General features: G+C 35.6%; 19 protein-coding genes and 1 riboswitch. Of the genes, 18 read left to right on the forward strand and 1 reads right to left on the reverse strand.

The window, feature by feature from the left end; all coding sequences use genetic code 11:
- The first annotated feature begins 49 nt into the window (after window positions 1–49).
- From gcvH to ACFVT8_RS16725, 17 genes are all read left to right on the forward strand, one after another.
- Entirely contained in the window at window positions 50–430 is a 381-nt protein-coding gene (gene gcvH, locus ACFVT8_RS16645; RefSeq protein WP_155589994.1) for a glycine cleavage system protein GcvH, read from the forward strand.
- A gap of 186 nt (window positions 431–616) precedes the next feature.
- Window positions 617–958, forward strand: coding sequence for a toprim domain-containing protein (locus ACFVT8_RS16650; protein ID WP_387083607.1), 342 nt, complete (start codon window positions 617–619; stop codon window positions 956–958).
- Between the two features lie 16 nt (window positions 959–974).
- The gene (locus ACFVT8_RS16655; RefSeq protein WP_387083712.1) at window positions 975–1,277 is read left to right on the forward strand and encodes a thioredoxin family protein; all 303 of its coding nucleotides are present in this window, start codon (window positions 975–977) and stop codon (window positions 1,275–1,277) included.
- A gap of 64 nt (window positions 1,278–1,341) precedes the next feature.
- A riboswitch (SAM riboswitch) is annotated at window positions 1,342–1,445 on the forward strand.
- Window positions 1,446–1,865: 420 nt separating this feature from the next.
- Entirely contained in the window at window positions 1,866–2,894 is a 1,029-nt protein-coding gene (locus ACFVT8_RS16660) for a methionine ABC transporter ATP-binding protein (protein WP_387083608.1), read from the forward strand.
- Entirely contained in the window at window positions 2,884–3,552 is a 669-nt protein-coding gene (locus tag ACFVT8_RS16665; protein WP_387083609.1) for a methionine ABC transporter permease, read from the forward strand. The genes ACFVT8_RS16660 and ACFVT8_RS16665 overlap by 11 nt, the downstream gene beginning before the upstream one ends.
- 83 nt (window positions 3,553–3,635) lie before the next feature.
- The gene (locus tag ACFVT8_RS16670; protein WP_387083610.1) at window positions 3,636–4,484 is read left to right on the forward strand and encodes a MetQ/NlpA family ABC transporter substrate-binding protein; all 849 of its coding nucleotides are present in this window, start codon (window positions 3,636–3,638) and stop codon (window positions 4,482–4,484) included.
- 291 nt (window positions 4,485–4,775) lie between these two features.
- Entirely contained in the window at window positions 4,776–5,660 is an 885-nt protein-coding gene (locus tag ACFVT8_RS16675; RefSeq protein ID WP_387083611.1) for a response regulator, read from the forward strand.
- On the forward strand, window positions 5,657–6,703 hold the full coding sequence (locus ACFVT8_RS16680; RefSeq protein ID WP_387083612.1) for a HEAT repeat domain-containing protein: 1,047 nt from the start codon (window positions 5,657–5,659) through the stop codon (window positions 6,701–6,703). Before ACFVT8_RS16675 ends, ACFVT8_RS16680 begins: the two co-directional genes overlap by 4 nt.
- Window positions 6,700–8,124, forward strand: a complete 1,425-nt coding sequence (locus ACFVT8_RS16685) for a glycosyltransferase family 2 protein (RefSeq protein WP_387083613.1) — start codon at window positions 6,700–6,702, stop codon at window positions 8,122–8,124. Before ACFVT8_RS16680 ends, ACFVT8_RS16685 begins: the two co-directional genes overlap by 4 nt.
- A complete protein-coding gene (locus ACFVT8_RS16690; protein WP_387083614.1) occupies window positions 8,121–11,297 on the forward strand; it encodes a hypothetical protein in 3,177 nt (1,058 codons plus the stop codon). Before ACFVT8_RS16685 ends, ACFVT8_RS16690 begins: the two co-directional genes overlap by 4 nt.
- 524 nt (window positions 11,298–11,821) lie before the next feature.
- Entirely contained in the window at window positions 11,822–12,985 is a 1,164-nt protein-coding gene (locus tag ACFVT8_RS16695) for a dicarboxylate/amino acid:cation symporter (RefSeq protein WP_387083615.1), read from the forward strand.
- 94 nt (window positions 12,986–13,079) lie between these two features.
- Window positions 13,080–13,217 carry a hypothetical protein gene (locus tag ACFVT8_RS16700; RefSeq protein ID WP_387083616.1) on the forward strand — a complete coding sequence of 46 codons (138 nt, stop codon included), beginning with the start codon at window positions 13,080–13,082 and terminating at the stop codon, window positions 13,215–13,217.
- Between the two features lie 530 nt (window positions 13,218–13,747).
- Window positions 13,748–15,073 carry a nucleotide sugar dehydrogenase gene (locus tag ACFVT8_RS16705; RefSeq protein ID WP_387083617.1) on the forward strand — a complete coding sequence of 442 codons (1,326 nt, stop codon included), beginning with the start codon at window positions 13,748–13,750 and terminating at the stop codon, window positions 15,071–15,073.
- Between the two features lie 11 nt (window positions 15,074–15,084).
- Window positions 15,085–16,521 (forward strand): polysaccharide deacetylase family protein, encoded by a 1,437-nt coding sequence (locus ACFVT8_RS16710; RefSeq protein WP_387083618.1) that lies wholly within the window; start codon window positions 15,085–15,087, stop codon window positions 16,519–16,521.
- A gap of 5 nt (window positions 16,522–16,526) precedes the next feature.
- On the forward strand, window positions 16,527–18,392 hold the full coding sequence (locus ACFVT8_RS16715) for a glycosyltransferase (RefSeq protein ID WP_387083619.1): 1,866 nt from the start codon (window positions 16,527–16,529) through the stop codon (window positions 18,390–18,392).
- On the forward strand, window positions 18,389–20,140 hold the full coding sequence (locus tag ACFVT8_RS16720; protein WP_387083620.1) for a polysaccharide deacetylase family protein: 1,752 nt from the start codon (window positions 18,389–18,391) through the stop codon (window positions 20,138–20,140). Before ACFVT8_RS16715 ends, ACFVT8_RS16720 begins: the two co-directional genes overlap by 4 nt.
- Window positions 20,141–20,161: 21 nt before the next feature.
- A complete protein-coding gene (locus ACFVT8_RS16725) occupies window positions 20,162–21,208 on the forward strand; it encodes a glycosyl hydrolase family 18 protein (protein ID WP_387083621.1) in 1,047 nt (348 codons plus the stop codon).
- A 155-nt stretch (window positions 21,209–21,363) separates the two neighbouring features.
- Here the strand turns inward: ACFVT8_RS16725 and gltC are convergent, their stop codons facing one another.
- Window positions 21,364–22,266, reverse strand: coding sequence for a glutamate biosynthesis transcriptional regulator GltC (gene gltC, locus ACFVT8_RS16730; RefSeq protein ID WP_387083622.1), 903 nt, complete (start codon window positions 22,264–22,266; stop codon window positions 21,364–21,366).
- A gap of 557 nt (window positions 22,267–22,823) precedes the next feature.
- Between gltC and sufC the strand changes: the two genes are divergently transcribed.
- Window positions 22,824–23,603, forward strand: a complete 780-nt coding sequence (sufC, locus tag ACFVT8_RS16735) for a Fe-S cluster assembly ATPase SufC (protein ID WP_387083623.1) — start codon at window positions 22,824–22,826, stop codon at window positions 23,601–23,603.
- Window positions 23,604–23,619 lie beyond the last annotated feature (16 nt).

The raw sequence follows: 23,619 nt of genomic DNA on the forward strand, positions 1-23,619 counted from the left end.
TGGCACACTGAAAATGAATATATTACATATTTATGGAGGGGTTTTTTGCATGAGCACACCTAAAGACTTACGTTACTCTGAAGAGCACGAATGGGTAAAAGTAGAAGATGGTAAAGTACGTATCGGTATTTCTCATTTCGCACAATCTGAACTTGGAGATATCGTTTTCGTTGAGCTTCCACAAGTTGGCGACGAAATCAAAACTGATGATCCATTCGGTAGCGTAGAATCTGTAAAAACAGTTTCTGAATTATACGCACCAATCTCAGGTACAGTAGTTGAAGTAAATGCAGATTTAGAAGATAGCCCAGAATTCGTTAATGAATCACCATATGAAAAAGCATGGATGATCGTTGTAGAGCCAGCTGATGCATCAGAGATTGAAAAGCTAATGACAGCTGAGCAATACGAAGAAATGATTGCAGAATAAGACAAGCCTGAATTAGAAAAACGTCGGAAACTACCGACGTTTTTTATTATCTTCATTCATCCTGTCATTACAGTAAGTGTGGTGAAAGCAAGTATATTCCTTTATCAATAGGTGTCTAACTGTATCAACAACAAGGTTTATTGATATAATGAGTTATAAGGGATATGTCTAAATGGGGGTGGCGTGATGGTCGAGGGAAAATGCTTAATTGTCGAAGGCCGATCGGATAAGCTTCAAATTGAACCTATTTTAAATGAAGATGTTAAAATACTTTGTACGAATGGTACAATCGGTGTGCATCAATTAGAAGAGTTGCTTGATCCATACGAGGGATGTGAGCTTTTTACGTTTTTTGATGCAGATACATCGGGTGATAAACTACGAGCATTAATGGACAGACATTATCCAGAGGCAGAGCATTTACGTACGATGCCAACATATAAGGAAGTTGAGACAACTCCGAGAAAGGTGTTAGCAGCGATATTACTTCGTGCACACTTCTCAATCCATAATGAATATATTTTGTAAGGTTGCGTGAAAAATGATGGAAGAATGGTCAAAAGAGCAGTGGGACGCAGTTGTCCAATCAGGTGAAAAGGCTGCCTTTTATTTATATACGCCAATGTGTGGAACGTGTGCAGTTGCATCGAAAATGATGACGATTGTTGAGCAATTGCTGCCACAGCTACAGGTCGGTAAAGCGAATATTAATTTTATAGAGCAAATAGCTTATGCTCATAAAATCGAAAGTGTACCATGTTTACTCGTATGTGAAGACGGAGAAGTGACAGAAAAGGTTTATGCCTTTCAATCCGTACCATATTTATACGAATTGTTAAAAAATTAATTGACTGAATATTAATAGCGTGGTAAAGTAACAAATATATTAAAAAAACAATAAATATATCGAACTCTTATAAAGAGCGGCGGAGGGAAGTGCCCTATGAAGCCCGGCAACCATCACAAAGTGAAAAGGTGCCAAATCACCCAAAGATTTATCTTTGACAGATGAGAGAACGGTTTAGCGTATAAGATACGTGACCCCTTCTACTTGTCTATAAGTGAAGGGGTTTTTTTAACTTCTTTCAACACCCGCTGAAATAGAAGAACTCAGTCTAAGAACGCCACATCCTGTGGCAACGACTGAGTGACCAACGTCATGTTGGCCTAAAGCCTCCGGCAGATGTCACGGAATCGGAAAGGAGTGCTTAGGGGATATTAGCCTAAAACCATCGCATCCATGCGATAACGGCTAATTGACCTGCATTGGTGCTGTGTTGCTGACGCTTCGCTTTCGCACAGACAAATAGACGTTACTGTCCGCTGCGTTAGCACTACGCATTCGCGCAGAAAACATCTGCAGGCCTAAGCACAAAGCCGATTCCGGACGCAATTATGCCGAGGCATAATTGATATAAGAAAAGGAGAATTCGCTATGATCAATCTTCAAAATATTACGAAGAAATACAAAACCGCGAATGGCGAATTAATAGCTGTCAAAGACGTCAACCTTTCTATTAATAAAGGTGAAATTTTCGGCATTATCGGCTATAGTGGCGCTGGTAAAAGTACAATGATTCGCTTGTTAAACGGCTTGGAAAAGCCTACATCCGGTACGGTGACGGTTAACAATCAAGAATTTTCATCCATAAAGGGGCAAAAGCTCAGAGATGCTAGACAAAAGGTCAGTATGATTTTCCAACATTTCAACTTACTTTGGTCTAGAACTGTTGAAGAAAACATCGCTTTCCCACTAGAAATTGCAGGTGTTCCAAAAGCAAAACGTGAAGCACGTGTGAAAGAATTAATAACTTTAGTTGGCCTAGAAGGGCGCGCTAAAGCATATCCATCACAATTATCAGGTGGACAAAAGCAACGTGTAGGTATCGCTCGTGCACTTGCTAATAATCCAGAGGTATTGTTATGTGATGAGGCAACATCCGCACTCGATCCGGAGACAACAGATGCTATCCTTGATCTCCTTGTCGATATTAACGAACGATTAGGTTTAACGATTGTGTTAATCACACATGAAATGCACGTTATTCGCAAAATTTGTCATCGTGTAGCGGTTATGGAAGCTGGAGAAATTGTAGAACGTGGTGAAGTATTACAAGTATTCCAAGCTCCACAAGCTGCCATTACGAAAAAATTCGTTTCTCAAATTACAGATACGAAGGAAACACAGGATACTGTGGCACAAATTAAAGCAAATTACCCTAATGGACAACTTGTTAAGCTAATTTTTGTAGGTGAAAAAACGGAGCAGCCTGTCATTTCACATCTTGTGAAACAGTTTGATGTAGAAGTAAGTATTGTACATGGGAATATTTCGCAAACGAAAAATGGCGCGTACGGTACACTTATTGTGCAAATTGAGGGCTCAGAGTCCAATGTTGCTGCTGCACTTAGCTACTTAAATACAGTCGAAGTACAAACGGAGGTGATTGCAAATGCTAACTAGTCTTTTTCCGAATGTCGACTGGGAAAAATTGTGGGACGCTACGTATGAAACATTGTACATGACAACAGTTTCTACGGTTATCACATTTATACTTGGATTAGTAATTGGAATCTTATTATTTTTATCAAGTCCCAACCAATTATGGGCCAATAAACTTGTGAACTTTTTAACGGGCTCAATCGTTAACATTTTCCGTTCGATTCCATTTATCGTTTTGATTATCTTATTAATTCCATTTACGAAGTTTTTACTCGGCACAATTCGTGGCGCAGATGCGGCTTTACCAGCACTAATAATTGGAGCTGCACCATTCTATGCACGAATGGTATTAATCGCCTTACGTGAAATCGATAAAGGTGTTATTGAAGCAGCTCGTTCGATGGGTGCCAAAACATCAACGATTATTTGGAAAGTATTAATTCCAGAATCGTTACCAGCGCTTATTTCGGGTATTACTGTAACGGCTGTAGCACTTGTTGGTTATACTGCGATGGCAGGTATTATCGGTGCAGGTGGTCTAGGAAACTTAGCATTCTTAGATGGTTTCCAACGTAATCGCACAGATGTAACTTTAATGGCGACTATATTAATCTTAATAGTTGTATTTATTATCCAATGGATTGGCGACATGATTACGATCAAAACAGATAAACGTTAAAAAGAACATCTCGCTACATCTAAGAGGTTATTTCGGTTTTATACCGCTAACATATTTAAATAAGAAAAAGGGAGAGTAATAAAATGAAGAAGTTATTAGCAGGATTATTTTTATCAGTATTAGTACTAGCTTTAGCCGCTTGTGGTGCTGGTAAAAAAGAAGATACAAGCTCAGGATCATCATCTAGTGATAGTAAAGAAAAAGCAACGTTAACAGTAGGTGCTTCAAATACACCTCATGCGGTTATTCTGGAAAAAGCAAAACCAATTTTAGCTAAAGAAGGTATCGATCTTAAAATTGAAACATATCAAGACTATGTATTACCAAACAAAGATTTAGAATCTGGCGAACTTGATGCAAACTATTTCCAACATCTACCTTTCTTAGAACTTAGCATGAAAGAAAATGGCTATGACTTTGTAAATGCTGGTGCTATTCACATTGAACCAATCGGGATTTACTCTAAAAAATATAAATCTCTTGAGGATCTACCAGAGGGTGCAACAATTTTACTTTCTAGCTCAGTTTCAGACCACGGTCGTATGTTATCACTATTAGAAGCTAAAGGCTTAATTAAATTAAAAGATGGTGTTGATAAAACAGCAGCAGAAATAAAAGATATCGCAGAAAACCCTAAAAACTTCAAATTCGATGCAAATACAGCGCCTGAAATGCTTGTACAAATGTACGAAAATAATGAAGGTGATGCGGTTCTGATCAACTCGAACTTTGCAATCGATAACGGCTTAAATCCATTGAAAGATGCAATTTCTCTTGAAGATAAAGAATCTCCATATGTAAACATTATCGCTGTACGTGCTGGTGATGAAACAAAACCAGAAATTAAAAAATTAGTAGAAGTATTAAAATCTAAAGAAATCCAAGACTTCATTATTGAAGAATGGAAAGGTTCGGTTGTACCAGTTAAATAATTATAATTTATCAAAAAGGGAATGTAAGTATGAAAGCTTACATTCCCTTTTTTTCTTCCTCTAAAACGTCTTTTTTCAGAAAAATACATTTTTTTATCAGAAAAGTTATTATTCTGTAGTTTACAGCAAAAATATAATAATATTTTAAAGTGGTCGATTTACCATAAATTTTGTATAGAAATTGTTAAGCCATCTTTATTACTATAGTTGTTGTGTTTATAAATCAAGAGAATGTTAGAAAAATAATGAAGGAGAATGAAATACTTCTTACATCAACTGGAGTGAACAATAATGAATAAATTAATCATTGCAGAAGACATCATGCAGGAGCATGATGTGAAGGGTTATTTTGAAATTTTGCGTGAGAGCGTTATTCGCTCGCGTTTAACAATGACGGCAGTCTTTTTTAAGTTAGCTAATTCCTCACAAGAAACTGATATAGAACGTAATCAAGTGAATCATCAAATTTCAGCTTTTCTAAAATCAAAAATACGAAAAACGGATTTACTTTTCCAATTAGCAGATGGCGTACATTGGGGAATATTTTTTCTACAAAGTAGTGAAGTAGAGGTAAAGGCGTTTTTAAAACGGATTTTTGCAATTCTAAAGCAAGAAAGGGAATATCAGCAAATTACATTAAAAGCATCTATTACTGAAATAAGAAATAATAGCGTTGACTTTGAAACGCTGTTAAAAAAGAATAAGCAAAAATTAGCAGATGGCGAACAGCCGACTTGGTCAATAGAACAGGTTACAGATTATAGTGTACAACCTATGGAGCAAGTAAAAGTAAGCATTATTGAACAAAACCCAATCTTTAGAAAAGTGCTAGAAACAACGATCAATCACTTGGACATTCCTCATTTTACTTTAGACGTTGCTACCTATGAAGATGGCTATAGTTTTTTACAGTCCGATAGCTATAAAACAGGCCATATGCATTTAGTTATCATGAATGATATTTTACCACGTAAAAATGGCTTAGAAATTTTGCACATTTTGCGAGAAATGCCGAATGAGAAAAAGTTCATCATTTATATGATGTCAGAAAGAAACTCAGAAGGGGCAACACTTAATGCTTATGAAGGTGGAGTCGATGAATTTATCGTAAAACCATTTAATTTACGTTTGTTAGAAGCAAAAATAAGGAGAACGTTTGCGAGGTTTTGGTTATGATCGAGCTATCGATTTCTTTTCTTTTAACGACCGTCGTTGTTTTATTAGTAATTTTATTTTTATTTACGATATATCTACTTTTTCAGCATCAGCGGGAGGTTCGCTTTGCTGAAATGCGTGATACTTATTTACAAAACTATTCACAGCATTGGTACAACTATTTAATCAATGATGAAATTTTCTCTATGGTGCTTGTACCTCGCGAAAGAGCTCAAGTAGCTGCTATAGAAATAATCTTTTCATCTTATTTGAAAAATATAATGAATGACAAAGTAGAACATAAAATCAAAGAGTTTTCTAATCTCTATTTAAAAAAATTTTATGAAAAGGATTTAGCAAGTAAACGTTGGAGCATTAGGATGAATGCTTTATATCGTATTGCTGATTTACAAATAGATGAGTTAGTAGATACTTGTCAACAATTCGAAAAAACCAAAATTTCGGAGGAAGAATATTTTCAGTTGTTAAAAATATACTCTCTCTTCCAACCGGAAATGTTTATCGAAAAAATTAAAGAATCGAGCGTTAACTATTCTGAAAGCGAATATAGAAGATTATTTGTACTGTTAGAGGATGACGTATTTATTCGATTATTTGAAGACTTTGATAGCTGGACGGAAAATATTCAATTTGCTGCAATTGATACTGCAGCAGTAAAAAGAAATATGCAATATATTGATAAATTAAAACAGCTATTAACACATGAGGTATCGGAAATAACAATAAGAGCATTAAAGGGTCTTTACGAAATTGGTGTAATTGATGAAATCGATCCTTATGTTCCATTTGTGACATCGGATATGTGGGAAGTAAGATTAATGATTGCAAAAATCTTTAAGCATGTGCCACTAGACTATACCTATGTTTTTTTAGAACAGCTTCTTGAAGATGAAAATTGGTGGGTACGCTCACAGGCAGCAAAAACAATTGCGGAAAACAGAGAAGGAATTGAAAAATTACAGCAATTTATGGAGTCTTCAAACGACCAATATGCAATTGAAATGGCACAGGAAACAGTAGTCAGAAGGCAGGGGATCAAATGAAATTAATTTTAGATTATTGTATGTGGTTCTTTGGCGGCATTATTATGTTTTATATGTTATTCGTTATTGTTTCATATTGCGCAATGTTTGTAATTGCCATGCTAGATTTGCGAAAACGTTATAAATTAGATCCCTCAGAGTATGATGATGCACATATAGATGCCTTCTACTCAAAACCAGTATCCTTACTAGTCCCTGCTTACAACGAAGAGGTTGGAGTTGTAGATACAGTCTATTCATTGCTGAATTTACGATATCCACAAACAGAAATTATCATTATTAACGATGGTTCTACTGACACTACACTGCAAACTGTCATCGAGCATTTCCGAATGAAGCCCGTTGATAAAATTGTTCGTACAAATATCCCGACAAAAGAAGTTAAACAAATTTATGAATCAGAAATCTATAAGAATTGTATTTTAGTGGATAAAGAAAATGGTGGTAAGGCGGATGCATTAAATGTAGGTATTAATGTTTCGCAATATCCTTATTTTTGCTCTATTGATGGTGATTCAATTTTAGATGAAAAATCATTGCTTCGTGTGATGAAACCAATTATTTTATCTGATGGTGAAGTGATTGCGGCAGGAGGAAATATTCGCATTGCCAATGGAGCAAAAATGCAGCTTGGTTCCGTTACTGAAACGCACTTACCTAATAATTACTTAGTAATTATGCAAATAATTGAATATTTGCGAGCTTTCTTAATGGGACGAATCGCTTTAAGTAAATTCAATCTTGTGCTTATTATTTCCGGAGCATTTAGTGTCTTTTCGAAGGAATGGGCTGTGGAAGCGGGCGGTTATTCAACGAATATTATTGGGGAAGACATGGAGCTTGTCGTGAATATTCACCGTTTGATAAGAAAGAAAAAAGAAAAGAAACGTATTGAATTTGTACCAGATCCTGTGTGCTGGACGGAAGCGCCTCAAACATTAGGGGTATTGCGAAATCAACGTAGACGTTGGCATCAAGGATTATTTGAAAGCCTTTGGAAGCATAAAACGATGACGTTTAATCCAAAATATGGATCGATAGGGTTTATTGCATTTCCTTATTTTTGGCTTGTAGAATGTCTAGGTCCTATTGTTGAGTTAGGTGGCTATATTTATATCGTTGTAGCATTTTTCTTAGGGAAAATCTATTATGAAGCAGCCGTAATACTGTTGCTGCTCTTCGTTATTTATGGAGTTATTTTCTCAGTAGCATCTATATTATTCGAGGCATGGGCCATGAATACTTATCCGAGAAAAAGAGAGTTATTACGAATGATACTTTTAGCATTTACTGAAATTTTTTGGTATCGACCACTCACTCTTTTATGGCGCTGTGAAGGATTACTTCGGTTTGTGCTAAGAAAAAGCGATTGGGGCAATATGAAGCGTGTCGGCATCGCTGAAAAGGAGAAAAGTGTATGAAGCGAATATATATAGGGGTCATAGCTATTCTAATTCTCATTATTACACCTATAGCATGGTGGTATTTGAGCGATGAAAAACCACTGAACGTCGCGATCCTAGATAAAACGGTTCCGAATGAAACATATCGAGAGCATTTAGGTGTGAACTGGTTTTTAAACCATTATAAATATACAATTGATCATCAACCATATGATGTACAAAAAAATTACTATGGAACGATTCCGAATGATACAACAAAAAGAGTAACGGAAAAAAAGTTTCCGACTGACTACAGTAATTATGATGTTATTTACTTGGCAGATACGTATGGTGTTTATAAGGATGATTTAAATGAAAAAAAGCGTCTAGGTAAACGCTCTGAAAAAATTGTTGGTGGCTTGGAAATGGATGAATGGCAGTCTATAGTAGGTCGTTTAGCAAGTAATAAGAAAAGTATGCTGATAGCTGAATACAATACATTTGCGTCACCAACATCAGAGGCAGTTAGAAAAGAGCTACAGGATTATTTAGGGATTTCATGGTCTGGATGGATTGGGCGTTATTTTGATGAGCTTGATTATCATAAAAACTCAGAAATTCCACAATGGGTCATTGATGAACATGGTGATAAATGGCCATATAAGGGCGGTGGCTTTCTACTATTTAATGAAATTACAGAAAAGCTTATTGTGCTAGAACTGGACAAGCATGTAAAAACAGAAGGTATTCAGGTGCAATTTACTGAAGAAGGGAAAAAATTCTTTAATACTTCAGCTAGTGCTGAATATGGCTATTGGTTTGATATTATCACACCTAAATATGCAGAGGACGCCCTTGCTAATTATAAATGGGACTTAACAAAAGATGGGGAAAAACTATTAAAGGACAACGATATTCCTCAGCAATTTGCGGCTATCGTTTCACAGGATAAACGTTATACTACAAGCTATTACTTTGCTGGAGATTTCAACGATATTTCACGTGTTCCGAACCTTTATAAAATAAAAGGATTACCGACCATCTATAAATACGCTGAGAAGTATTCAGATAGTTCATTTTACTGGTCGATTTATATACCAGTCATGAATAAAATTTTTGAAACGTTTGAGCAAAAAAAGGCTCATGAAAACGTTAATCATGAAAAACAAAATTATAATGCACGTATAAAAGGTGAATCATTTGAAGTCTTACGTGATGGAAAGTGGGAGCCACTAGTATTTAAGGGCGTTAATATTGGTATGGGTAAACCGGGAGCATTCCCTGGTGAAGCCGCTATTTCGGAAGAAGAGTACTATCGATGGTTCCGTCAAATTGCTGAGATGAATGCCAATACGATTCGTGTCTATACATTACACCCACCAGGTTTTTATCGGGCACTTGCCAAATACAATGAGGAAAACCCAGATAAACCATTGTATGTATTGCATGGTGTATGGATTAATGAGGAAGGCTTGTCTGATTCGCTTGATGCCTACGATGAAACTACCTTAAAGGATTTCCAAAGTGAAATGAAACGCATGGTAGATGTTATTCACGGTAATACTTATGTGAAACCAGTAGCAGGACATGCTTCAGGATTATATGATGTTGACGTTTCAAAATATGTTATCGGCTGGGTGCTTGGAATTGAATGGTATCCGCAAATGGTTGTCGGTACGAACGAAAAACACGCTCATATAGGCGAATACAATGGGAAGTATTTTGAAACGAAAAATGCTGCACCATTCGAGCATTGGTTAGCGGAGCAAATGGATCTTATTACTACTTATGAGAAGGATAATTATAATTGGATCCGTCCAATGAGCTTCACAAACTGGGTAACGACCGATTTACTAGACCATCCATCTGAACCTTCTAAGGATGAAGATTTAGTAGGGGTCAATCCAAATGTCATCTATACGAAGGGTGAAATGCAGGCTCCAGGACAATTTGCTTCTTATCATGTGTATCCATATTACCCTGACTTCTTTAACTTCGACCAAAAATATTTAAATTATAAAGATTTCCGGGGCAATAAAAATAGTTATGCTGGTTATTTAAAAGATTTACATCAGGCTCATCGTATGCCTGTTCTTATTGCAGAATTTGGAATTCCTGCGGCACGTGGTATGACACATGAAAATGTTTATGGCTGGAATCAGGGGCATATGTCAGAACAGCAGCAGGGTGAAACACTTCAACATTTATATGAAGATATTATGCATGAAGGCTTGCTGGGAGGTCTTATCTTTACATGGCAGGACGAGTGGTTTAAACGAACGTGGAATACGATGGATTATGATGACCCGAATCGTCGACCGTTTTGGTCCAATGCACAAACAAATGAACAGCAGTTTGGCGTACTAAGCTTTGATAGATTTAAAGTAAAAGTAGACGGCGATACAAAAGAGTGGAAAGGTACACAACTGTATAATACCTCACCTTCAGATGCCACAGATTTTGCAGTCGATTATGATGAAAGATATTTGTATTTCAAAATAAAAAGTGATGTACTAGACAAAGCCTCACCACGTATTTTACTTGATGTAGTACCAAATCAAGGGAATACTTCGGCGACATCAATAAAAGATATGACGTTCTCAAATGGCGTTGATTTTATAGTGGAATTAAATAAAAGTGGCGACTCACGAGTGGTCATAGATCAATACTATGATTTCTATGATTATTTTTACGGTCATAATTTAAATATGATTCCGCCTCGTATGGCAACTATCACCAAAAATAGTGGTAAGTTTGCACCGATTTATTATGTATTAAATAAACAGCTATACTTACCAGAACAAAAAATTACGACCGATTTTAGTTCTTATGAAACAGGAAAGCTGCTTCAGGGCAATGCCAATCCAAAAGCCAAAGATTACAATTCGTTAGTAGACTATACGTGGACGGATGATAATGTTATCGAGCTACGAATTCCTTGGCTACTAATCCAAGCAAAAGATCCAAGCCAGCGTGAGTTTATGGGGGATCTATATAAGGATGGGAAGGAAGCTTCGACTAAAGTCGATAATATTTATATTGGTGCTGTCTTTGTAGATAAGGATGGCAAGGTTGTGAAATCTTTACCAGAGAAAAAGGATCAGGTCTTACCTGCTCTCTCAGCTTACTCTTGGGAAAAATGGCAAACTCCAAAGTATGAAGAGCGTTTAAAACAATCATATTATATTTTACAAAAATTATTTAAAGATTAATCAGTTATGCCTCAGCATAATTGCGTCCGGAATCGGCTTTGTGCTTAGGCCTGCAGATGTTTTCTGCGCGAAAGCGTAGTGCTAACGCAGCGGACAGTAACGTCTCTTTGTCTGTGCGAAAGCGAAGCGTCAGCAACACAGCACCGATGCAGGTCAATTAGCCGTTATCGCATGGATGCGATGGTTTTAGGCTAATATCCCCTAAGAACTCCTTTCCGATTCCGTGACATCCGCCGGAGGCTTTAACTTCTTTCAGCTGGTGTTTGGACAACCGTTGTAAAGTAGCTTAAATCCGCATTCATCGCATCACCTATAGAGGTGAAGACTTTTGCTGAGAGAATTTAAATGGAAGCTTAGGATAGGCGAGTTTTTGCCTATTCTAAGTTTTTTATTTTTATTAGAAAATAAAGAAATGTTTTGCAATTTCGCCTATTTAACGAACTGTATATTCTCTCAACCGTTTATGTTAAATTACTAATATTACATTCGTGAAAGACAGTTGTATTTTTAAGGAGGACAATATAATGAAGTTTAAATTTGGTCTATTGGCAAAAATTATTGTCGCGATTTTGTTAGCGGTAATACTCGGAAACTTTATGCCAGAGCCATTTGTACGTATATTTGCAACATTCAATGGTGTATTCGGTAATTTTTTAAAATTTGTTGTACCACTTATTATTATTGCATTTATTGCTCCGGGCATTGCTCAGCTTGGGAAAGGCTCCGGAAAATTATTAGGTTTAGCAACATTTTTTGCTTATTTCTCAACAATCATTGCAGGTATACTCGCATTTTTTGTAGCGCGCAATGTGCTACCTAATTTCATTTCAAATGGTGATATGGAAAACATGAAAAACCCTGAGGAGTTTTTAGCACAGGCATTCTTTAAAATTGAAATGCCTCCAATAATGGATGTCATGGCAGCATTAATTTTCGCATTTATCGTAGGGATTGGTATGACTGCCATTCAAAGTGATGTTATGAAACGCGGTTTTGAAGAGTTTAACGTTATCATAGAAAAATTAATTTCATTTGTTATTATTCCACTTTTACCATTCCATATTTTCGGTATCTTCTTGAATATGACATTTGGTGGTCAAGTAGCAAAAATCTTATCTGTTTTTGCAATTGTTTTCGCATTGATAATCGTGATGCATTGGGTAATATTGCTAATACAGTATACAACTGCGGGAATATTAAATAAGAAAAATCCACTCAAATTGCTTCGAACTATGCTACCTGCATATTTTACAGCTTTGGGTACACAATCCTCAGCGGCAGCTATTCCCGTTACATTGCGACAAGCGCAAAAAACAGGAGCTTCAGAAAAAGTTACGAATTTTACTATCCCACTGTTTGCCACAATTCATTTATCGGGTAGTACGATCACAATTGTGACATGCTCTTTAGGCGTTTTGATGATGAACGGTATGGATATAGGCTTTGCACAATATATAGGCTTTATTTTTATGCTAGGTATTACGATGGTTGCTGCACCAGGTGTCCCTGGAGGAGGAGTTATGGCAGCAATTGGTTTACTACAAACAATGCTCGGCTTCGATGAAACAATGGTTGCACTAATGATAGCACTGTACTTAGCACAAGATAGCTTTGGTACTGCTACAAATGTAACTGGGGATGGAGCATTATCTATGATTGTCGATCGTTTTAACAAAGAAGCGAATTAGAGCGACGGATAAAACAGAGGCCAAGTGGTGGATATAACCGCTGAAGTCGTGGATTGAACAGCCAAAGCGACGGAAAGAAGAGCCAAAGTAACGATTGGAAATCAAAGCGATGGAAAGAATCATCAAAGCGACGGAAAGAAAAGCTAAAGTGACAGAAAGAATCATCAAAGCGACGGAAAGAACAGCCGAAGTGACGGAAAGAACAGCCAATCTGACGGATAGAATTACCTAAGCAAAAAAAATCGCCTACTACGGCGATTTTTTTTTTTACTTTGGATGTTAATTACTAAGATGTTGGAGTTCTCTTAAAAATTAATGAAAGAGTGCTACTTTTCAAGTTGTGATAATAAAGCGTTTCTCATGGATTTAATAGTTAATTAAATAGTTTTAAAAAGAATAGTTTATTTTTTTTGTTACAAATAATTACAGTTTATGATTGCTGAAATTTAATAAAATTCTATGTTTTTGCAGAGGATTATTTAAAAAATATAGTACTAAAGAATTGATTAAAAAATTTAGTTAGAAAAAAATACGATAAGATAGTTATTTTTTCTTTTTGTATGGAATTTGTTTAGAAAATGTTTAGTTTAATTTAGTACTATATGCATGTAAGAAGTGAATATTTCAAATTTTGGTATTAATTTACTGGGGGTGGCTGTGGAAATGAGGAGAAATCATATACAAAAAATGAAGCGTAAAAAAATTAGCAATTGTAGAAGTAGTCTTTGAATTTAAAATAACTTAGACAGGGAGTAATTGCTTATGGGAACAAAAATTGAGTCACCTATATTAGCTTTATCAAAAAAAATCAAAACAAGAAGTGCCACAATTGGAGTTGTTGGACTTGGTTATGTAGGGCTTCCACTAGCCTTGGAAATCGTCAATAAAGGTTTTGGAGTAATTGGGTTCGATAAAGATAATGGGAAAATTTCTAAATTAAAAAGTGGTGATAGCTATATTGCTAATATGTCTAATGCAATCATCAAGAAAGCGGTTAACGAAGAGAAATTTGAGCCAACAAGTGATTTTTCTAAACTTATACATGCAGATATCATTATTATTTGTGTACCGACGCCTACGACTTCAGATGGAACACCTAATATCTCGTATATTATTGATGCAGCTAATGCAATCGAACAGAACATGTCCTCGAATACTTTAATTATTCTTGAAAGTACAACTTACCCTGGAACAACAGAAGAAGTAGTTCAACCAATCCTAGAAAAAGGTAACTTTGTTATTGGACAAGATATATTTTTAGCATATTCTCCTGAACGTGTAGACCCTGGAAATTTAAATTTTTCTGTTTCGAATACGCCTAAAGTAGTTGGCGGAATATCAGCAAGTTGTTTAGAAGTGTCCAAGCTTTTTTATGAAACAGTGATCAATACAAATGTGTTTTCTGTAACAGGTCCAAAGATTGCTGAAATGGAAAAGTTACTAGAAAATACGTTTCGACAAATTAATATTGCCCTTGTCAATGAATTAAGTCAGGTTTGCCATAAAATGAATATCGATGTATGGGAAGTTATTGAAGCTGCCTCGACAAAGCCTTATGGTTTTATGCCATTTACACCTGGTCCTGGAGTAGGGGGTCATTGTATACCAGTAGACCCTAAATATTTATTATGGGCTGGTCAGCAGCATGGTGTTTCAGCAACATTAATTGAGACGGCAGATAAAATTAATGATTCTATGCCAAGCTTTGTAGTTGAAAGATTAGAAAATTATTTAAATGCACATGGAAAAGAGATAGATGAGGCAGAAATTGTAGTGATTGGAGTTTCCTATAAGCCAAATATTAATGACTTTCGGGAATCACCAGCATTACATGTCATTGATAAATTAAAGAAAAAGCAGTGTGGTCTAAAAGTTATTGATCCATTTATTAGAACATTTACAGTTGGTAATGACATGTTTAACACAGTTTTACTTACAAAAGAATTAATTCAAAAAGCGGATGGTGTAGTCATTTTAACGAATCATACAGCTATTGATTATAGATTGATTGATCAACACGCTGCTTTAATTTTTGACACACGTAATACCCATTATTTGTTTAAAAATGAAAAATATCACAAATTATAGAGGGGGATTCTGTGAACACGGGGCGACTAAAATTATGTAGTCTATTATTCATTTTATTTTTAGCTGGATGTCAATCGTCTACTCAAAATAATCAGGTGAAACCAGTTGATTCGACAATTGAGGTAAAGGAACATGATGGGACAATGAGTGATTCATATAGTCACGTAAGTATACTTAGCCCAAAGGTCGCTTTAACCTTTAATGGACTTGCAGAAAAAGAAACAATGCAGAAATTACTAAAGGTTTTAGATCAATTTAACATGAAGGCAACATTTTTTGTAGAAGGTACGCGGGTGGCACAAGATCCTGAGTTAGTGAAGGACATTTTAGCTAAAGGTCATGAAGTGGAAAATGGTACTTTGACATTTCCTGAAATGACTGAATTGAATTATGAAGAAACCTATAAAGAAATTTATTTAACGAATCAAGTTTTTGAAGAGCATCTAGGTTATACACCAAAATACGTTCGCAGTCGTTCAGGTGATTCAACTGACAATATGCGTTTAGCAACTAAAGCCCTCAATATGAAGGGAGTTGTAGAATCTTCCATTAATCCGAAAGATCGAAATATGCAAAGTGCTGAGGAAATAGTGGATTATATTCATCGCTTTATCAACAGTGGATCTGTTATTCATTTAAACACTTACATTAATCCTGCAATTATTGATGTTGTACCACTATTGTCTCAATTAGGGGAAGAAAAAGGATATATATTCTCTACAGTAACGGACATTTTAGATGAACAATATTTAGTGAAATCATTAGAAGAAATTGAAGGCTATGATGCTATTAAAATGAATTCAGATTACGAAAATGTTAAACCAAATATGTACTATCGTAAAAATACTTCTAAAAAAGAAATTTCTTTAACTTTTGATGATTGGGCAAGTGAGAAGAGAATTAAAGAAATTTTGGATGTTCTTGATAAATATAATGTTCAATCTACATTTTTTTTAATTGGCAAAGGTGTGGAAAAGAATCCGCAATTAGCACGATTAATTGTTGAAAGAGGTCATGAGGTTGCAAGCCATTCCTATTATCACCTTGATGTTACGACAATGACACCGGAGGAACTCCAAAATGATGTCGTTATGGCACATCAGGCTCTAACATATGCCATACAGGAAGAGCCTTTGCTGTATTTTAGGCCAAATAAAGGTGTTATTAATGAAGAGTCAGCGAAAATTATTGCTGCTACAGGTGTCGAATCAATTGCTATGTATGATATAGCATCATTTGATTGGAATTTAGAATATACCCCTCGAGATATTTATAATCGTGTGATGACTAGAGTAGCTCCAGGAAAGGTAATTGTTATGCATATTTTAGATGGTACAAAAACAGTTGAAGCATTGCCATTAATCATTGAAAAACTACAAAAAGATGGGTATAGTTTTGCGAAAATGTCGACTTGGATTGAAGAAGATTCAAATAAGAAAGTGAATTGATAATCATGAATAAGAAAAAAGAGATTTTAACAATACCACGCTCTGATCGACGCATTTTATCTAATATTCCTGACCCGGAAAATGTACGAAGTCTCGTTAATCGTCGAGGTGCTTCGTATCAAAAAGATGAAATTGATCCTACAGATGTCAATGAAATATATCGTTTACAGCTGTTAAGTTTACGCTATGAAACCAATTTTGAAGTACAAATTACAAAAGCTAAGAAAAAGGTTAGTGACAAACATTACGCTGAGGATATTTCGGTAACAGGTATCCTTGTCTATTCAAATAATCCTAATAATTTACTAATAGATGAAATTATAACGATGAAATTCACCATACCAGGTGGTGCGATGCCGGAGGGTTATGAATCTAGAGTAAAGGTAAAAGCGAAAGTTGTTCGTCATTTTATAAAAGAAATGGATGGAGAAACTCGATATTATTATGCATGTGAATTTTTACAGCCTTTAAACGCCTATATGACAAAAAAACGCTGGGGATTATCAATCTTTATGGCAAGTTTATTCCTATTGGTAGTTTCTCTTATCGTTATGTTAATGCGTGCTGAAAGTGTCATTTATTTTAGATTTAACAAATTCTTATATCTATATAGTATTATTGCTGCAACATTTCTTTTAAGTAGATATTTATTTGGTATTTTTTATAGGAATGTACCGATAAACCCAAAGTTTGAACCAGGCGTATCTATTATTATTCCAGTGTTTAACGAAGAACAATGGATTCATAGAACAATTTTAAGCTGTATTAATCAGTATTATCCCGTAGACAAATTAGAGGTTATTGTAGTGGATGATTGTTCAACAGATAGAACTGAGGAAAAAGCAAAAGAAATGATTGAACTTATTCATAGTGAGGGTGAGCGATTTAAAACAGAGGATCGCTTAAGCTTCTATAAACTACCTCAAAATGGAGGGAAACGTGAGGCTTTAGTGGCAGGGGTGCATCTTGCTAAACATGATTTAGTTGTTTTCGTAGATTCTGATAGTTTTTTAGAACCTCATGCCATTCGAAATTTAGTACAGCCTTTCCAAGATCCTAAAATGGGCGGTGTAGCTGGAAGAACAGAGGTTGAAAATAAGTTTACAAATGCTCTGACAAAATTGCAAACGGTTCGATATTATATAGCCTTTCGAATCATGAAAGCTGCTGAGTCTTGGTTTGATACAGTAACTTGTTTATCTGGTCCTTTAGCATGTTATCGAAAAGAGCTTATTTTGAAGAACGAGACAGCATGGTTAAACCAAAAATTTCTTGGACAGCCTGCGACATTCGGAGATGACCGTAGTATGACAAACTATATTTTGAAAACACATCGAACGGGATATCAGGACAATGCTGTATGTTCTACAATTGTACCATCAGACACGAAAGTCTTTTTATCTCAACAAATGAGATGGAAACGATCATGGCTACGCGAATCGTTACGAGCATTTTTATTTATGTGGAAGAAGGAACCTTTTATGTTTCTTTTCTTTATCATCGGTTTAATCGTACCAATAGCAGCCCCTATTGTTGTTGTTTACAATTTAGTTTATGTGCCAATTATGCATGGCATTTTTCCAACTACATTTTTAATGGGATTGTTATTGATGGCAATGCTAATGAGCTTGGCCCATCTTTTCTTTAGAAAAAGTAAATTGTGGGCATTTGGTTTTATCTTTGTACTTTTCTATGAATTTATTTTGCTGTGGCAAATGCCTGTTGCATGGGTTACATTTTGGAAATCAACGTGGGGTACGAGAGAGACACCTCAAGATATCATCGCCAAAGAAAAGAAATTAGAAAAACAAAAATTACGAAAATCCCGAATTTCGATTCTAAAAATTAGAAAAATGGGTGAGAAGGAATGAGTGGAAAAAATGTTGCAATAAATTCAGCTAAAAAGAATCGAAGGAAAATAATACGATCCATTGTCCAAATGATTATCGTTATATTTTTAGCTGTTTTATTAATCCGTATAGTATTTTTAACTGATAAAAGGGAAGAGGAAACGGTTCCTTTAGTGAATAAAGATGGTTTCATCGCTTTATCATATTTTGGTGTGAGCAGAGGTGATTCTCCTAAATATGTATCTAAAGAGAGTTTGAGAAAACAACTAGAACTGCTTGAAAGTCAAGGCTATAAAACAATTACTCAGCAGGATATTTTAGATTTTTATCAGAAAAACAAAACATTACCAGAAAAGGCGTTGTATTTATCATTTGAAGATGGACGTACAGATTCTAGTATATTTGCTCAAAACATCATGGAGGATCTAAATTATAAAGCTACCATGTTTACGTACGCCAATAAAATGGATACACGGGACAACAAATTTTTAAAGCCGAAAGACTTATTACTCATGAAGAAAAGTGGCTTTTGGGAGTTGGGCTCTAATGGGTACCGCTTAACATATATTAATATGTATAACGATAAAGGACAGTCGTTAGGTGTAATAGATGAAAACAATGCGCCGAATAAAACGACTATCGAATATTATAATCATTATTTAATGGACTTCATTCGCAATCAATATATGATTCCAAGTGAAACGCGACAAGAAATGGAAAAACGTGTCCAAAAAGATTACAAGCTAATGCATGATATTTATAAGGAGGAATTAGGAGAAGTTCCTAGGGCCTATGCTATTATGCACGCCAACTCACTTTATAATAATATGGATTCATTAGTTGAAAGTGCGAATAATAAAGAAATTAAGGATATATTTAAAATGCATTTCAATTTAGAGCTAGGGGCATATAATGATGCGGATGCTGATCTGTACAACTTAAGCAGATTACAAGTATCCCCCTATTGGTCTACCAATCATGTGATGATGAAAATCAGCCAAGCTAGTAAGCAAAAAGTAGAATATGAAGTGGGAGATCATCAACAGGCTAAAGAATGGTCAGTGATGAATGGTGCAGCAGAATTTCAAAATAATGAGATTACTATAACATCAGCACCTTCTAGTGAAGGCCGGATATTATTGAAAGAAACTCTCCCAGAGCAATATAATATTAATTTTGCCTTTAAAGGGAATGTCGTTGGACAACAATCTATTTATTTAAACTATGATGAAAAAAATAATAGCTATATTCGGGTGGCATTAATAGATAATGAGATTGTTGTTTCTGAAAAATCACCAGAATCCAGCGTAGTTGAGAAGGGGCATTTTCCGTTAAATGAAATAAAGTGGAATAAAGAAGAGTATGCCTTTAATAAGGCTACCGTATACGATTATCAGGATACGCAAGAAGGCTCTAGAATAGACGAAGAAGAGTATCCACGAAACTTAACAAAAACAAGAGTATTTAACATTTCTGTCAATAAAGATAAAATAAAGATAGATGTTGATAAGGTATTATCCAAGACAATTCAAGTAAATCCTGACATTCAAGGATCTCAAATTGGATTTGGTGCGTTGTTCAGCAAAAAAGAAACATCGCATGAACAGTATGCAGATGATATTTATGATACATTCATCGAAGATATTTTGATAACAGATGTTAATGATCATACGCTTTTTACTAACCAATACACGAATTTCGATAAAGTAAAGTACAAAACAATGACTTTATTTAATAACGTTGTTGATTTCTTTATTGAAACCTTCTAAAACGGGGGGAACTAAATTCAAGTGAAAAAGATTTTTTTGTTTATCTGTCTAGCAATACTAATTATCACAGCTTGTAGTAATAGTATAGAAACACCTGTTAAGGCTAGAGAAGGGTTGAAGAATAAAGGTAAGCTTCAATTGTCTATTTGGTTACCTGAATGGCAAAATAAATCTGCCATCGAGGATGTGGAAAGTACACAACAGGGCTTACAAGACATTCGCGTTTTTGGTGCTTATTTTAATGAGAAGGACCAATTATTATTAAGTGACGAGACGACAGAAATGTTGCAACAAACACAGCAACAATTTAATGAAGCACATCATGTTATACTCACGTTAATTAATGATTATGTTACAGCTAACGCTCCATCAGTTCAAAAGGATAGTACGTTATTACATCGATTGTTACAAAATCCGTCATCAAGGCAGCAGCATATTGATAATATTATGAAGGTCGTTGAACAGTATAATGTAAATGGTATCGAAATTGATTATGAAAAGATTGCTAAAGAGGATCTCCCTAAGTACGTCCATTTTTTAGACGAACTTTATGAACAGCTATCGAAAAAGGATATTTCATTACATGTCCTACTAGAGCCTAGCTTCCCGTTTAATGTTAAATTGCCAAATGGGCCTAAATATACAGTGATGGCTTATAATGTGCACGGATATCATAGTGGTCCAGGTGCAAAGACAACCTTTTCATTTTTAAGTGACTTAATAAAAAAAATTAGGAAGTCTAATCAAAAATTTGCGATTGCTTTTGCAACTGGCGGATTCCAATGGGTAAATCAAGGTAAAACGGTTGCTTTAACGGAAGTAGAGGCAGAGGAATTATTAAACGAAACGAAAGCGGATAAATATCGCGATCAAGCAAGTGGTGCTGCATATTTCACATATTTAGATGAACAAAATGTTAAGCATGAAGTTTGGTACGCCGATCGGGAAACACTTGAAAAATGGACAGCGTACGTGCAAAAGAGACGCTACAATGACGTTGTTTTATGGCGTGCCGGAGGTCTAGGCTCAAAAACATTACAATGGATTAACGAACAATCAGAGAAGTGACAGGTAGGATTGCCGGAGCGACGGAAAGAAGAGCTGAAGCCACGGATGGAATCATCAAAAGCGACGGAAAGAATCAGCAAAGTGACGAATAGAACAGCCAATCTCACAGATAGAAACACCTTAAGCCAAAAAAATCGCCAGCTACGGCGATTTTTTTATTGGAATTGAGAAAGACGTGAAAAGAAATTTGTCACGAAGTCTAAAAATATTTTTTCTGATGGTGCAATCTCGCGGTTTACAGGTGAAATAATACCGACCGTTCTTGGAATCGTAGGTGCTTTAATAGGCACCTTTACGGTGAAACGAGCAGCCGAATCATATAGTGAGCTTTCTGGTAATAAGCTGACCCCTATGCCTGCTGCGACAAGACCCTTTAGTGCATCTAAGTCTTCACCCTCGGAGATGACATTTGGCGAGAAGCCGGCAGCTCGGCAGGCATCCATAGCTACTTTATGTAATATGTATCCATCTGGGAATAATACAAATAAATCGTTACGTAAATCGGCAAGCTGAATACTTTCCCTTTTGGCTAATGGATGTTTTGCTGGCAGTAATGCGGCGATATTTTCAGTAAATAATATTGTTGAATGGATCGATTCGTCCTTTGGTGGAAGAGGGCCTAAAAAAGCTAAATTTAACTCGCGATTTTTGACTGCATCAATTAAAAAACGATAAGAGCCTTGACGGAGTTGGAATTGTAAATCTGGATATTCACGCTTAAAGGCTGAAATAACAGTTGGCAATACATAGCTAGCCAAGCTCGTTGGGAAACCGATTTTTATCGTACCTTTAGCAGGATCTAAATATTCTTCAACTTGCTTTGCGGCAAAATCAATGGCTTTTAAAGCAGTGATTGTATGCTCGAGAAATATTTTTCCAATCGGTGTCAATTTAACATTTCGACCGACACGTTCAAAAAGTGGTGTGCCTAATTCATCTTCTAAATTAGCAATTTGTCGGCTTATTGCAGATTGAGCTACATGAAGATGTTCGGCAGCTTCTGAAATGTGTTCCCTCTCAGCAACTTCAACAAAATAACGTAATTGACGTAACTCCACTAGATATTCACCTCTATTAATCGAAAAATACGATTGATTATACCTCAATTATATACTATTTAAGATGAAAAATGATTGTCAATAAACAAATGATGGCTAGCAAGCTTTATTTGAAGGAGATGCTCTAACCCGCCAAAAGTTTGGAACGGAAATCACTTCACGTTATAATTTAATCTTAATCTTATCTACAATATTCTTTCCTTTATTTGATTCTATTCTAATAAAAAAGGTTATAGTATTGGTATTGTTATTTATACATTTCTGTCACAAAACCGCTACAATTCGCACTTTCTGCGGGGTTTTCACTATGTAGCTAGATGAAATCCATTCTCAATTAGTTTTATTTCATTGAAAATGAGGAAAGTTGATTCTCATTGTCAATAACGATTAGCAATAATCTGAAAATGCTTACAAACTCTTTGTTTTTAAGGATTGTCTCAGAGAAAAATGAAAGTAATTGAAATGGTTTGCATAGAGAACGATTTTCAGTTAAGATTAGAATGATGATAATTAAGGAATGGATCACCATTCACTGAACACACTATGGAGGTATTTTCATGTCAACTTTAGTTATTAAAGATCTTCACGTTGCAATCGACGGGAAAGAGATTTTAAAAGGCGTAAACCTTACAATTAATACAAATGAAATTCATGCAATCATGGGACCAAACGGAACTGGTAAATCAACACTAGCTTCTGCAATCATGGGTCACCCTAAATATGAAGTAACTTCTGGTACAGTAGAACTTGATGGCGAAAATGTACTAGAAATGGAAGTGGATGAGCGTGCTCAAGCAGGCTTATTCCTAGCTATGCAATATCCTTCTGAAATCGCTGGTGTAACAAATGCTGACTTCTTACGTTCAGCTATCAATGCACGCCGTGAAGAGGGCGATGAAATTTCTCTAATGAAATTTATCCGTGAATTAGATAAAAACATGGAATTCCTTGAAATGCACGAAGATATGGCACAACGTTATTTAAATGAAGGTTTCTCTGGCGGTGAGAAAAAACGTAACGAAATTCTTCAATTAATGATGATTAAACCAACTTTTGCAATTTTAGATGAAATTGACTCTGGTCTTGATATTGACGCGCTTAAAGTTGTTTCAAAAGGAATCAATGCAATGCGTGGAGAAGGTTTCGGCTGCTTAATGATCACTCACTACCAACGCCTACTTAACTACATTACACCAGACCATGTACACGTAATGATGCAAGGTCGCGTTGTTAAATCAGGTGGCGAAGAATTAGCACAACGTTTAGAAGCTGAAGGCTATGACTGGATTAAAAAAGAATTAGGTATCGAAGAAGAAACTGAAGAACAAGAAGCATAAGAGGGAGGACGAACTA

Source organism: Lysinibacillus sp. NPDC058147 (assembly GCF_042884205.1).
GTDB lineage: Bacteria > Bacillota > Bacilli > Bacillales_A > Planococcaceae > Lysinibacillus.

Coding starts and splice junctions, on each gene's coding strand:
- gcvH (WP_155589994.1), top strand. CDS start 50: ATGAGCACACCTAAAGACTTACGTTACTCTGAAGAGCACGAATGGGTA.
- ACFVT8_RS16650 (WP_387083607.1), top strand. CDS start 617: ATGGTCGAGGGAAAATGCTTAATTGTCGAAGGCCGATCGGATAAGCTT.
- ACFVT8_RS16655 (WP_387083712.1), top strand. CDS start 975: ATGGAAGAATGGTCAAAAGAGCAGTGGGACGCAGTTGTCCAATCAGGT.
- ACFVT8_RS16660 (WP_387083608.1), top strand. CDS start 1,866: ATGATCAATCTTCAAAATATTACGAAGAAATACAAAACCGCGAATGGC.
- ACFVT8_RS16665 (WP_387083609.1), top strand. CDS start 2,884: ATGCTAACTAGTCTTTTTCCGAATGTCGACTGGGAAAAATTGTGGGAC.
- ACFVT8_RS16670 (WP_387083610.1), top strand. CDS start 3,636: ATGAAGAAGTTATTAGCAGGATTATTTTTATCAGTATTAGTACTAGCT.
- ACFVT8_RS16675 (WP_387083611.1), top strand. CDS start 4,776: ATGAATAAATTAATCATTGCAGAAGACATCATGCAGGAGCATGATGTG.
- ACFVT8_RS16680 (WP_387083612.1), top strand. CDS start 5,657: ATGATCGAGCTATCGATTTCTTTTCTTTTAACGACCGTCGTTGTTTTA.
- ACFVT8_RS16685 (WP_387083613.1), top strand. CDS start 6,700: ATGAAATTAATTTTAGATTATTGTATGTGGTTCTTTGGCGGCATTATT.
- ACFVT8_RS16690 (WP_387083614.1), top strand. CDS start 8,121: ATGAAGCGAATATATATAGGGGTCATAGCTATTCTAATTCTCATTATT.
- ACFVT8_RS16695 (WP_387083615.1), top strand. CDS start 11,822: ATGAAGTTTAAATTTGGTCTATTGGCAAAAATTATTGTCGCGATTTTG.
- ACFVT8_RS16705 (WP_387083617.1), top strand. CDS start 13,748: ATGGGAACAAAAATTGAGTCACCTATATTAGCTTTATCAAAAAAAATC.
- ACFVT8_RS16715 (WP_387083619.1), top strand. CDS start 16,527: ATGAATAAGAAAAAAGAGATTTTAACAATACCACGCTCTGATCGACGC.
- ACFVT8_RS16720 (WP_387083620.1), top strand. CDS start 18,389: ATGAGTGGAAAAAATGTTGCAATAAATTCAGCTAAAAAGAATCGAAGG.
- sufC (WP_387083623.1), top strand. CDS start 22,824: ATGTCAACTTTAGTTATTAAAGATCTTCACGTTGCAATCGACGGGAAA.